This is a genomic window from Streptomyces sp. SID4985 (genome assembly GCF_009863025.1).
In the GTDB taxonomy this organism is placed as follows: Bacteria; Actinomycetota; Actinomycetes; order Streptomycetales; family Streptomycetaceae; genus Streptomyces.
The window spans coordinates 1-11,654 of the sequence record NZ_WWIR01000507.1 but is presented as its reverse complement, the minus strand read 5'-3'; the positions used below and the strand labels follow the sequence as shown (position 1 = coordinate 11,654).

At 69.8% G+C, this 11,654-nt stretch carries 12 protein-coding genes; 3 read left to right on the top strand and 9 right to left on the bottom strand.

Features of this window, described 5'->3' with window-relative positions:
* The 7 genes from GTW40_RS22185 to GTW40_RS22155 all read right to left on the bottom strand — a co-directional run.
* Positions 1-1,479: NADH-quinone oxidoreductase subunit G (locus GTW40_RS22185; RefSeq protein ID WP_161181943.1), on the bottom strand; the 1,479-nt coding region annotated here is incomplete at its 3' end.
* Entirely contained in the window at positions 1,476-2,825 is a 1,350-nt protein-coding gene (gene nuoF, locus GTW40_RS22180; RefSeq protein WP_343245759.1) for an NADH-quinone oxidoreductase subunit NuoF, read from the bottom strand. The genes GTW40_RS22185 and nuoF, both read right to left, overlap by 4 nt.
* Complete coding sequence (nuoE, locus tag GTW40_RS22175; RefSeq protein WP_161181941.1) at positions 2,822-3,685, bottom strand: NADH-quinone oxidoreductase subunit NuoE; 864 nt, start codon at positions 3,683-3,685, stop codon at positions 2,822-2,824. The genes nuoF and nuoE overlap by 4 nt, the downstream gene beginning before the upstream one ends.
* On the bottom strand, positions 3,682-5,004 hold the full coding sequence (locus GTW40_RS22170) for an NADH-quinone oxidoreductase subunit D (RefSeq protein WP_161181940.1): 1,323 nt from the start codon (positions 5,002-5,004) through the stop codon (positions 3,682-3,684). The genes nuoE and GTW40_RS22170 overlap by 4 nt, the downstream gene beginning before the upstream one ends.
* Positions 5,001-5,735 (bottom strand): NADH-quinone oxidoreductase subunit C, encoded by a 735-nt coding sequence (locus tag GTW40_RS22165; RefSeq protein ID WP_161181939.1) that lies wholly within the window; start codon positions 5,733-5,735, stop codon positions 5,001-5,003. The genes GTW40_RS22170 and GTW40_RS22165 overlap by 4 nt, the downstream gene beginning before the upstream one ends.
* Positions 5,732-6,286: an NADH-quinone oxidoreductase subunit B gene (locus tag GTW40_RS22160; RefSeq protein WP_161181938.1), complete on the bottom strand. Its 555-nt coding sequence runs from the start codon at positions 6,284-6,286 to the stop codon at positions 5,732-5,734. Before GTW40_RS22160 ends, GTW40_RS22165 begins: the two co-directional genes overlap by 4 nt.
* A 13-nt stretch (positions 6,287-6,299) precedes the next feature.
* Positions 6,300-6,659: an NADH-quinone oxidoreductase subunit A gene (locus GTW40_RS22155; protein WP_018543830.1), complete on the bottom strand. Its 360-nt coding sequence runs from the start codon at positions 6,657-6,659 to the stop codon at positions 6,300-6,302.
* 717 nt (positions 6,660-7,376) lie between these two features.
* Here GTW40_RS22155 and GTW40_RS22150 point away from each other — a divergent pair.
* A complete protein-coding gene (locus GTW40_RS22150) occupies positions 7,377-8,204 on the top strand; it encodes a C40 family peptidase (RefSeq protein WP_161181937.1) in 828 nt (275 codons plus the stop codon).
* A 218-nt stretch (positions 8,205-8,422) separates the two neighbouring features.
* Here the strand turns inward: GTW40_RS22150 and GTW40_RS22145 are convergent, their stop codons facing one another.
* Positions 8,423-9,757: a geranylgeranyl reductase family protein gene (locus GTW40_RS22145; protein ID WP_161181936.1), complete on the bottom strand. Its 1,335-nt coding sequence runs from the start codon at positions 9,755-9,757 to the stop codon at positions 8,423-8,425.
* Positions 9,758-9,804: 47 nt separating this feature from the next.
* On the opposite strand from GTW40_RS22145, the gene GTW40_RS22140 reads away from it, so the two are divergent.
* Positions 9,805-10,311, top strand: coding sequence for a GNAT family N-acetyltransferase (locus GTW40_RS22140; RefSeq protein WP_161181935.1), 507 nt, complete (start codon positions 9,805-9,807; stop codon positions 10,309-10,311).
* Between the two features lie 119 nt (positions 10,312-10,430).
* A complete protein-coding gene (locus GTW40_RS22135) occupies positions 10,431-10,739 on the top strand; it encodes a PASTA domain-containing protein (protein WP_161181934.1) in 309 nt (102 codons plus the stop codon).
* Positions 10,740-10,814: 75 nt separating this feature from the next.
* Here the strand turns inward: GTW40_RS22135 and GTW40_RS22130 are convergent, their stop codons facing one another.
* A complete protein-coding gene (locus GTW40_RS22130) occupies positions 10,815-11,510 on the bottom strand; it encodes a demethylmenaquinone methyltransferase (protein ID WP_161181933.1) in 696 nt (231 codons plus the stop codon).
* Positions 11,511-11,654 lie beyond the last annotated feature (144 nt).

Genomic DNA, 11,654 nt, shown 5'->3' with positions numbered 1-11,654 from the left:
GCCCTCGGCGCGCAGCGCCCCGGCGGCCTCGGTGCCGTCCGCCTCCAGGCCGGTGCCGCTCGCGAGGGCGTCCAGCCACTCGGGCTCGGTGCCGGGGGCGGCGGGGAGCAGGGTGCCGCCCGCCTTCTCCAGACCCCGGGTGGCGTGGGTGGCCAGCGAGAACACCTTCTGGCCGTGCTTGCGCCATGCCTTGCGCAGCCGGAGGAAGACGCCGGGCGCCTCCTCCTCGGCCTCGAACCCGACGAGCAGCACGGCGGGCGCCTGCTCAAGAGCGGTGTACGTGACACCCGTACCGTCGAGGTCGCGGCCCCGGCCCGCCACCCGGGCGGCCAGGAAGTCGGCCTCCTCGCCGCTGTGCACGCGGGCGCGGAAGTCGATGTCGTTGGTGTCGAGCGCCACGCGCGCGAACTTGCTGTACGCGTAGGCGTCCTCGACGGTGAGCCGTCCGCCGGTCAGGACTCCGGCGCGGGAGCGGGCGGCGCCGAGGCCGCGCGCGGCCGCGTCCAGCGCCTCGGGCCAGGAGGCGGGCTCCAGGACGCCGTCGGCGTTGCGGACCAGCGGGGTGTCGAGCCGGTCCCGCAGCTGCGCGTAGCGGAACGCGAAGCGTCCCTTGTCGCAGATCCACTCCTCGTTGACCTCGGGGTCGTCGGCCGCGAGGCGTCGCATGACCTTGCCGCGCCGGTGGTCGGTGCGGGTGGCGCAGCCGCCGGAGCAGTGCTCGCACACCGACGGTGAGGAGATGAGGTCGAAGGGGCGGGAGCGGAACCGGTACGCCGCCGAGGTGAGCGCGCCGACCGGGCAGATCTGGATGGTGTTGCCGGAGAAGTACGACTCGAAGGGGTCGCCCTCGCCGGTGCCGACCTGCTGGAGCGCGCCGCGCTCGATCAGCTCGATCATCGGGTCGCCCGCGACCTGGTTGGAGAAGCGGGTGCAGCGCGCGCACAGCACGCACCGCTCGCGGTCGAGCAGCACCTGGCTGGAGATGGCGAGCGGCTTGGGGTAGGTGCGCTTGCGGCCCTCGAAGCGGGAGTCGGCGTTGCCGTGCGACATCGCCTGGTTCTGCAGCGGGCACTCGCCGCCCTTGTCGCAGACCGGGCAGTCCAGCGGGTGGTTGATGAGCAGCAGCTCCATCACACCCTTCTGCGCCTTCTCCGCGACCGGCGAGGTGAGCTGGGTGCGCACCACCATGCCGTCGGTGCAGGTGATGGTGCAGGAGGCCATCGGCTTGCGCTGGCCCTCCACCTCCACGATGCACTGGCGGCAGGCACCGGCCGGGGCGAGCAGCGGGTGGTCGCAGAAGCGCGGGATCTCGATGCCGAGCTGTTCGGCGGCCCGGATGACCAGGGTGCCCTTGGGCACGCTGATCTCGATGCCGTCGATCGTCAGCGTGACGAGGTCCTCCGGCGGGACTGCCGCGCCTCCGCCGCCCGTGGGCCATTGGCCCGCGGCGGAGCCGCTATGAGCCTGCTGTACGGTCATGCGTTCACCTCCGGGCGGTCCGCCCAGGCCGTCGACTTGGCCGGGTCGAAGGGGCAGCCCCGGCCCGTGATGTGCTGCTCGTACTCCTCACGGAAGTACTTCAGCGAGGAGAAGATCGGGGATGCCGCGCCGTCGCCGAGGGCGCAGAAGGACTTGCCGTTGATGTTGTCGGCGATGTCGTTCAGCTTGTCGAGGTCGGACATCACGCCCTTGCCCGCCTCGATGTCCCGCATCAACTGCACGAGCCAGTACGTTCCTTCGCGGCAGGGGGTGCACTTGCCGCAGGACTCGTGGGCGTAGAACTCGGTCCAGCGGGTGACGGCCCGCACCACACAGGTGGTCTCGTCGAAGCACTGGAGCGCCTTGGTGCCGAGCATGGAACCGGCGGCGCCGACGCCCTCGTAGTCGAGGGGGACGTCCAAATGTTCGTCGGTGAACATCGGGGTGGAGGAGCCGCCCGGGGTCCAGAACTTCAGCCGGTGGCCCGGCCGCATCCCGCCGCTCATGTCGAGCAGCTGGCGCAGGGTGATGCCGAGCGGCGCCTCGTACTGGCCGGGGCTCGCGACGTGCCCGCTGAGCGAGTAGAGCGTGAAGCCGGGGGACTTCTCGCTGCCCATGGAGCGGAACCATTCTTTGCCGTGCTGGAGGATCGCGGGAACCGACGCGATGGACTCCACGTTGTTCACGACGGTGGGGCAGGCGTACAGACCCTCGACGGCCGGGAAGGGCGGACGCAGCCGGGGCTGGCCGCGGCGTCCTTCGAGGGAGTCGAGCAGCGCGGTCTCCTCGCCGCAGATGTAGGCGCCCGCGCCCGCGTGCACGGTGAGTTCGAGGTCGAGTCCGGTGCCGAGGATGTTCTCGCCGAGGAACCCGGCGGCGTACGCCTCGCGGACGGCCTCGTGCAGCCTGCGCAGGACGGGGACGACCTCGCCGCGCAGATAGATGAAGGCGTGCGTGGAGCGGATCGCGTAGCAGGCGATCACGATGCCCTCGATGAGGCTGTGCGGGTTGGCGTAGAGAAGGGGGATGTCCTTGCAGGTGCCGGGCTCGGACTCGTCGGCGTTGACGACGAGGTAGTGCGGCTTGCCGTCGCCCTGCGGGATGAACTGCCACTTCATGCCGGTCGGGAATCCGGCGCCGCCGCGGCCGCGCAGTCCGGACTCCTTGACGTAGGCGATCAGGTCGTCCGGGGACATCGCGAGCGCCTTGCGCAGGCCCTCGTAGCCCTCGTGGCGCCGGTAGACGTCGAGCGACCAGGAGCGGTCCTCGTCCCAGAAGGCCGACAGCACGGGTGCCAGCAGCTTCTCGGGGCTGGTGTCCTTGAGGTCGGGTGCCACGGTCATCACTCCCCCTCCTCTGCGGTCGGACCCGCCGGGTGGGACGGGTCGGAGGCCGAGGTGTCCTGCGGCGCGTCGTGGGAGCTGAGGTGCTCGGTGGGCGACGGGTCGTGGACCGGCTCCTCCTCGTGCGGTCCGCCGTCGCGCGGGTGGACCACGCGCGCGGGGTGCGTCTCCCCCTTGGCGAGACGGAGCCCCACCAGGGAGGCGTGGCCCGCGCTGCCGCCCTCGGCGACGGCGCCGGGGCGGTCGTCGGGGAAGCCGGCCAGGATGCGGGCGGTCTCCTTGAAGGTGCACAGGCGCGCGCCGCGCGTCGGCTCGACGGGCTGCCCCGAGCGCAGGTCGTCGACGAGGCGGGTGGCGCTGGCCGGGGTCTGGTTGTCGAAGAACTCCCAGTTGACCATCACGACCGGCGCGAAGTCGCAGGCGGCGTTGCACTCGATGTGCTCCAGGGTGACCTTGCCGTCGCCGGTGGTCTCGCCGTTGCCGACGCCCAGGTGCTCCTGGAGGGTCTCGAAGATGGCGTCGCCGCCCATGACCGCGCACAGGGTGTTGGTGCAGACGCCCACCTGGTAGTCGCCGGAGGGGCGGCGCCGGTACATCGTGTAGAAGGTGGCCACGGCGGTGACCTCGGCCGTGGTGAGGTCCAGCATGTCCGCGCAGAACCGCATCCCGGTGCGCGTGACGTAACCCTCCTCGGACTGCACGAGGTGGAGCAGGGGCAGCAGGGCGGACCGGGAGTCCGGATAGCGCGCGATGACCTCGCGCGCGTCCCGCTCCAGCCGGGCCCGGACGTCGTCCGGGTAGGCGGGCGGGGGCAGCTCGGGCATCCCGAGTCCGACGCCCCGCTCGGAGGAAGAGGTGGTCACCGGTCGACGCCTCCCATCACGGGGTCGATGGAGGCCACGGCGACGATCACGTCGGCGACCTGGCCGCCCTCGCACATCGCCGCCATGGCCTGAAGGTTGGTGAAGGACGGGTCGCGGAAGTGGACCCGGTAGGGGCGGGTGCCGCCGTCGGAGACGGCGTGCACGCCGAGTTCGCCCTTGGGGGACTCGACGGCCGCGTAGGCCTGGCCGGGCGGGACCCGGAAGCCCTCCGTGACCAGCTTGAAGTGGTGGATCAGGGCCTCCATGGAGGTGCCCATGATCTTCTTGATGTGGTCGAGGGAGTTGCCGAGTCCGTCCGGGCCGAGCGCGAGCTGCGCGGGCCAGGCGATCTTCTTGTCGGCGACCATGACGGGCCCGGGCTGCAGCCGGTCCAGGCACTGCTCGACGATCGAGAGCGACTGGCGCATCTCCTCCAGCCGGATGAGGAAGCGGCCGTAGGAGTCGCAGGTGTCGGCGGTCGGCACCTCGAAGTCGTACGTCTCGTAGCCGCAGTACGGCTGGCTCTTGCGCAGGTCGTGCGGCAGGCCGGTGGAGCGCAGGATCGGGCCGGTGGCGCCGAGGGCCATGCAGCCGGCCAGGTCGAGATAGCCGACGTCCTGCATGCGGGCCTTGAAGATGGGGTTCCCGGTGGCGAGCTTGTCGTACTCGGGGAGGTTCTTCCTCATCTTCTTGACGAACTCGCGGATGCGGTCGACCGCGCCGGGGGGCAGGTCCTGGGCGAGTCCGCCGGGGCGGATGTAGGCGTGGTTCATCCGCAGGCCGGTGATCAGCTCGTAGAGGTCGAGGATCATCTCCCGGTCTCGGAAGCCGTAGATCATGATGGTGGTGGAGCCCAGCTCCATGCCGCCGGTGGCGATGCACACCAGGTGCGAGGAGAGCCGGTTCAGCTCCATGAGGAGCACCCGGATGATGCTGGCCCGCTCGCTGATCTGGTCCTCGATGCCGAGGAGCTTCTCGACGGCGAGGCAGTAGGCGGTCTCGTTGAAGAAGGACGTCAGGTAGTCCATGCGCGTGACGAAGGTGGTGCCCTGCGTCCACGTGCGGAACTCGAGGTTCTTCTCGATGCCGGTGTGGAGATAGCCGATGCCGCAGCGGGCCTCGGTGACCGTCTCGCCCTCGATCTCCAGGATGAGGCGGAGCACTCCATGGGTGGACGGGTGCTGCGGACCCATGTTGACGACGATGCGTTCGTCGTCCGCCTTGGCCGCGGACTGGACGACCTCGTCCCAGTCGCCACCGGTGACCGTGTAGACGGTTCCCTCGGTGGTCTCGCGGCCGGATACGGGGGGAGTGCTCACGAGTACGACCTCCGCTGGTCCGGAGCCGGGATCTGGGCGCCCTTGTACTCGACGGCGATGCCGCCGAGGGGGTAGTCCTTGCGCTGCGGGTGGCCCTGCCAGTCGTCCGGCATCATGATCCGGGTCAGGGCCGGGTGACCGTCGAAGACGATCCCGAAGAAGTCCCAGGTCTCGCGCTCGTGCCAGTCGTTGGTCGGGTAGACGGGGACCAGGGACGGGATGTGCCGGTCTTCGTCGGAGACGGAGACCTCCAGGCGGATCAGCCTGTTGTGGGTGATCGAGCGCAGGTGGTAGACGGCGTGCAGCTCGCGGCCCTTGTCGTGCGGGTAGTGGACGCCGCTGACGCCGGTGCACAGCTCGAAGCGGAGCGCCGGGTCGTCGCGCAGGGTGCGGGCGACGCGGACCAGGTGCTCGCGCTCGATGTGGAAGGTGAGTTCGTCCCGGTCGACGACCGTCTTCTCGATGGCGTTCTCCGGGAGGAGTCCCTGTTCCTCCAGGGCGCCCTCCAGCTCGTCCGCGACCTCGTCGAACCATCCGCCGTACGGCCTGCTCGCCGGCCCCGGGAGCCGGACCGAGCGGACGAGGCCGCCGTAACCGGAGGTGTCGCCGCCGTTGTTCGCGCCGAACATGCCGCGCTGGACGCGGATCTCCTCGCCGCCCTGGCCGCGCTGGCCGGGGAGGTTGGAGGCCGAGAGGTCCTTCTCGGGGTTGGTGCCCTCTGCGTCGCTCACCGCAGCAGCCCCTTCATCTCGATCGTGGGCAGGGCCTGGAGCGCGGCTTCCTCCGCCTCGCGGGCGGCTTCCTCGGCGTTGACGCCGAGCTTGCCGCCCTGGATCTTCTGGTGGAGCTTGAGGATCGCGTCGATCAGCATCTCCGGGCGGGGCGGGCAGCCGGGGAGATAGATGTCGACCGGGACGATGTGGTCGACGCCCTGGACGATCGCGTAGTTGTTGAACATGCCGCCCGAGGAGGCGCAGACGCCCATGGAGATCACCCACTTGGGGCTGGGCATCTGGTCGTAGACCTGGCGCAGCACCGGCGCCATCTTCTGGCTGACCCGGCCCGCGACGATCATCAGGTCGGCCTGGCGCGGCGAGCCGCGGAAGACCTCCATGCCGAAGCGGGCGAGGTCGTAGCGTCCGGCTCCCGTGGTCATCATCTCGATGGCGCAGCAGGCCAGTCCGAAGGTGGCCGGGAAGACGGACGCCTTGCGCACCCACCCCGCGGCCTGCTCGACGGTGGTCAGCAGGAAGCCGCTCGGCAGCTTTTCTTCGAGTCCCATGTCGTATGGCCCCTCAGTCCCATTCCAGGCCGCCGCGCCGCCATACGTACGCGTACGCGACGAAGACGGTGAGCACGAAGAGCAGCATCTCCACGAGCCCGAAGACCCCGAGCGCGTCGAAGGTGACGGCCCAGGGGTAGAGGAAGACGATCTCGATGTCGAAGACGATGAAGAGCATCGCCGTCAGGTAGTACTTGATGGGGAAGCGCCCGCCGCCGGCCGGCGTGGGGGTCGGCTCGATGCCGCACTCGTAGGCTTCCAGCTTCGCGCGGTTGTAGCGCTTCGGGCCGATCAGCGCGGCCATGATCACGGAGAAGATCGCAAAGCCTGCCCCGAGGGCTCCCAGTACGAGGATGGGCGCATACGCGTTCACCGCTCCTCGCTCCTCTCAGTCGGCATTGACTGGTGGCGGATGGTTGGTTCGAGGGGCTCACTTCTGCCGCACGCGTCCCATGAACCCCACCTGTCCCGGCGAAGATCGAGAACATGTGAAGCAGGTCACAAGCCCAACTGCTCCGCATCTTATGCCCGCCGCTCTGTGATCTGCGACACGGGGTATCGCACGAGCTTTGTGATCTCCACCACCTAACGAAGGATCATGAAGTCGGATGATGGGTGATCTTCGCACGCGAAGCGTTCAGTTGATCACCAGAAGTGACAATCTCGCCTGTTACCGCAGGTCCGAGGGGTCGTCTCCATATCAAGAGAGTTCCCGTACATGCAAATTGGTGCCGGACCGGGTGGGGTGCTAGGGATGCGCGTTCACACGTCGGAGCGACGTGGGCGATGCGGGGTGGACGCGATTTCGCACGTGCGCGCGTTCACGAGCCGGTTTCGTGACCTCCGTCACGTCGGTAGTGATCATTCCGTAACCGGGCTTGGCCAACCACCCCAACCGATGGTAGGCCGGGGGCAATTCGGACGTAATGATCAAAGACCGTGATCAACGGGCCTATGGCAGGCGTCCGCAATGTCCGTTACGGCGTCAATAAAGAGTGACGCGAAAGGTTTTCGGGGCCTCCGTTGAACAATTGTGGCGCAGCACACGTTTCTTGAAGATATGAAGGAGCCCCTGGTACCGGTTGTTCCCATGTCCCACACCGCTCACATACGCAGCCACCGGAAGCCCCGCCGCAGCGCGTCGTCGATCGCCGTGCGCTCCGGTGCCGCCGTCGGCGTCCTCAGCACCCTGGCGGTCGCCGGAGCGGCCGGTTACGCGAACGCGGCCGACGCCGCGCCCGCGACGCAGACGCTCGAACTCCCCACCCTGACGGCCGACGTGGCCTCCCAGGTCGCCCAGTCCGCCGACGCCACCCAGCAGGCGGCCGCCAACTACGAGCTGCAGGCCGAGCGTGACGCGGCCGCGGCCAACGCCGCCAAGCAGGCCAAGGCGGACCTCGCCGACGCCAAGCAGAAGGCCGAGGCGAAGAAGAAGGCACAGGAGGAGGCCCGCAAGGAAGCCGCCGCCCGCGCCACCCGCAACGCCGAGCGCACGGTGCTCACCGCCTCCGCGTCCGGCAGCAGCGCCGACGCGAGCACCATCACCGGGTCGTCCTCGGCGACGGGTTCGGCCGCCGCGATCATCAACTTCGTCAAGGCCCAGGTCGGCAAGGCGTACGTCTCCGGCGCCACCGGTCCCTCGGCCTACGACTGCTCGGGCCTCGTGCAGACCGCCTTCAAGCAGGTCGGCGTCAGCCTCCCCCGCGTCTCCCAGGACCAGTCCACCGCGGGCACCCAGGTCTCCCTGAGCAACCTTCAGCCCGGCGACATCCTCTACTGGGGCAGCGCGGGCAGCGCGTACCACGTGGCGGTCTACGTCGGTGACGGCATGTTCGTCGGCGCCCAGAACCCCTCCACGGGCGTCGCGGAGAAGCCCCTCTCCTACGACCCGCCCAGCGGCGCCGTGCGGGTCCTCTGACCCACCGGCACCTCATCGCACACAGGGCCGCTGCCACGCGGGGGGCAGCGGCCCTCGTGCGTCTCCTGGCGCTCTCTGAGCGAGGCTTGGGGGCCCACCGGGTTGACCTGTCTCGACCGGCTCTCCCTGCGAGAGCGCAAGGACGCGCGGCGACAGACCGCGGCCCGGCGCGACGAGGTTGTCGCGCCGGGCCGTCAGGGCTGCCGAGTTGGGGGGAGTCAGGCTTTCGGGGCCACCTTCGTCAGGCCGTTGATGACGCGGTCCATCGCGTCGCCGCCCGTGGGATCGGTGAGGTTCGCCAGGAGTTTGAGGACGAACTTCATCAGCATGGGGTGGGTCAGGCCGCGCTGGGCGCCGATCTGCATGACCTTGGGGTTGCCGATGAGCTTCACGAAGGCGCGGCCGAGGGTGTAGTAGCCGCCGTAGGTGTCCTTGAGGACCTGCGGGTAGCGCTGGAGGGCGATCTCGCGCTGGGCCGGGGTCGCGCGGGCGTGGGCCTGGACGATGACGTCGGCGGCGAGCTGGCCGGACTCCATGGCGTAGGCGATGCCCTCGCCGTTGAAGGGGTTCACCAGGCCGCCGGCGTCACCGACGAGCAGCAGGCCGCGTGTGTAGTGCGGCTTGCGGTTGAAAGCCATGGGGAGGGCGGCGCCGCGGATCGGCCCTGTCATGTTCTCCGGGGTGTAGCCCCAGTCCTCCGGCATGGACGCGCACCATGCCTTCAGCACCTCGCGCCAGTCCAGCTCCTTGAAGGAGTCCGAGGTGTTGAGCACGCCGAGGCCCACGTTGGACGTGCCGTCGCCCATGCCGAAGATCCAGCCGTAGCCCGGCAGCAGCCGGTCCTGCGCGCCCCGGCGGTCCCACAGCTCCAGCCACGACTCCAGGTAGTCGTCCTCGTGGCGCGGCGAGTTGAAGTACGTGCGCACCGCCACGCCCATCGGGCGGTCCTCACGACGGTGCAGCCCCATCGCGACCGACAGCCGCGTGGAGTTGCCGTCGGCGGCCACGACGAGCGGCGCGTGGAAGGTGACTTCGCGCTTCTCCTCGCCCAGCTTGGCCGTCACGCCCGTGATCCGGCCCGTACGGTCGTCCACGACCGGCCCGGTGACGTTGCAGCGCTCGTACAGCCGCGCGCCCGCCTTCTGCGCGTTGCGCGCCAGCTGCTCGTCGAAGTCGTCGCGCTTGCGCACCAGTCCGTAGTTCGGGTACGACGCGAGATCCGGCCAGTCGAGCTGCAGCCGGGAGCCGCCGCCGATGATGCGCAGACCCTTGTTGCGCAGCCAGCCGGCCTCCTCGGAGATGTCGATGCCCATGGCGACGAGCTGCTTCACCGCGCGCGGGGTGAGGCCGTCGCCGCACACCTTCTCGCGCGGGAACTCGGTCTTCTCCAGCAGGAGTACGTCGAGTCCGGCTCGGGCGAGGTGGTACGCGGTGGAGGCGCCGGCTGGGCCCGCGCCCACGACGATCACGTCGGCGGAGTGGTCGGAGAGGGGCTCGGTCACGGCGGGATCTCCCCAAGGTTCGGAATCTTCGTGCCGACCGGCACTGGACATGGGCAGTCTATTCAGCAGAATTGATCAACCGGCTGAAGGGCGGATCCGTGAACCGAACTCACCCCGTGGTACGGCTGCGTGTACCCACCCACGAGGACGCCTTCGTCTGGCACCGGGTGTTCGACGACCCCGACGTCATGGAGTTCCACGGGGGCCGCGCCGCCGAGCTGTCGGTCTACGAGGAGCTGACCGCGCGGCAGCGGCGGCACGACGCGGAGCTGGGGTTCTGCCTGTGGTCCGTGCTCGACCCCGCCGGGGAGGTCGTCGGGTTCACCGGGGCGCAGCCGTGGCCGCACGCGTGGGGGCCTGCCGGGGAGATCGAGATCGGGTGGCGGCTCGGGCGCGCCCACTGGGGGCGGGGGTACGCGACGGCTGCGGCCGAGGCGACGCTGGAGCGGGTGCGCTCCGCGGGTGTGGCGGGGGTGGTCGCGATGGTCGACTCGGAGAACGTGCGGTCCATCGCGGTGGCGGAGCGGCTGGGGATGCGGGTCGTGGAGACGTTCACTACTCCGGCTTCGGAGCGGCGGGGGCGTTGTTACCGGCTTACACTGTGACCGAGAGTAACTAACTGTCACAGAAAGACACTTCTCGCTTCCGGGTGGCCGGGAGCGGAGTTACCCTTCCAGTACCGCTGGGGGTGACATCCGTGCGCATACCACCCAAAACATCCGAGGTGCGTGTCCCTCGTCTGGTCGGGCTGATGGCCGTGGACGCGCGGGAGACGGCCAGAGCGCGGGGGCTGTTCCTCAACGCCCCCGACCGGCCGGACTTCGCCCGCACCGTCGTCGACTACGTCGTACGCCAGTACCCCGCGCCCGGGGCCGAGGTGCCGCCGGACTCCATGGTGTACGTCTGGTTCGACTTCGGGGAGGGCGAGGGGGGTGGGGGTGTGCGGGAGCCACGGCTGCCGCGGCCTCCGGCGGGTGGGATGCAGCGGGAGTTGGGGGAGCCCGGGGATGCGTTCGAGGTGGTCGGGGGGTGAGGTCGCCCGTCCGGGGGCCGTGTGCGTCCCGCGCTGAGGTGCGTGGCCCTGCGCGGGCCGCGTTCAGCTTCCCGGTCAGCTCTCCTTGAACCCCCGGTGCAGCGCCACCACTCCGCCCGTCAGGTTCCGCCACGCCACGCGCTCCCAGCCCGCCTTGCGCAGCTTCTCCGCCAGCCTGGGCTGGTCGGGCCAGGCCCGGATCGACTCCGCCAAGTACACGTACGCGTCCGGGTTCGACGACACCGAGCGGGCCACCGGGGGCAGGGCGCGCATCAGGTACTCCGTGTACACCGTCCGGAACGGCGTCCACGTCGGGTGCGAGAACTCGCAGATCACCACGCGGCCGCCGGGCTTGGTCACGCGGTACATCTCGCGCAGCGCGGCGTCCGTGTCCTGGACGTTGCGCAGGCCGAAGGAGATCGTGACGGCGTCGAAGGTGTCGTCCTTGAACGGGAGCCGGGTGGCGTCGCCCGCCGTGAACGGGAGCCAGGGGTTCTTCCTCTTGCCCACCTGGAGCATCCCCAGGGAGAAGTCGCAGGGGACCACGTAGGCGCCCGTCTGTGCGAAGGGGAGCGAGGAGGTCGCCGTGCCCGCCGCGAGGTCCAGGACCTTCTGCGCGGGGCGCGCGTCCACCGCTCTCGCCACCTCCTTGCGCCAGCGACGGTCCTGGCCGAGCGACAGCACGTCGTTCGTCAGGTCGTACCGTTCCGCCACGTCGTCGAACATCGAGGCGACTTCGTGCGGCTGCTTGTTCAGGGAAGCGCGGGTCACCTGGTCATTGTTGCAGCCCCTGCTCGGCTTCGTGCGATGTGGGCGGCGGCGTCGTTCCGTCCTCCAGCCGGTGGTCACCTCCGTCGCGCCTGCGTGCGTCGTGGTGCGGGGCCGCGGCGGGGGGTATCCGTCCTCGGTCCGGCG

Excerpts from the sequence above, each read along its gene's own strand:
- GTW40_RS22160 (WP_161181938.1), bottom strand. The coding sequence starts at position 6,286 with ATGGGACTCGAAGAAAAGCTGCCGAGCGGCTTCCTGCTGACCACCGTC.
- GTW40_RS22150 (WP_161181937.1), top strand. The coding sequence starts at position 7,377 with ATGTCCCACACCGCTCACATACGCAGCCACCGGAAGCCCCGCCGCAGC.
- GTW40_RS22145 (WP_161181936.1), bottom strand. The coding sequence starts at position 9,757 with ATGTCCAGTGCCGGTCGGCACGAAGATTCCGAACCTTGGGGAGATCCC.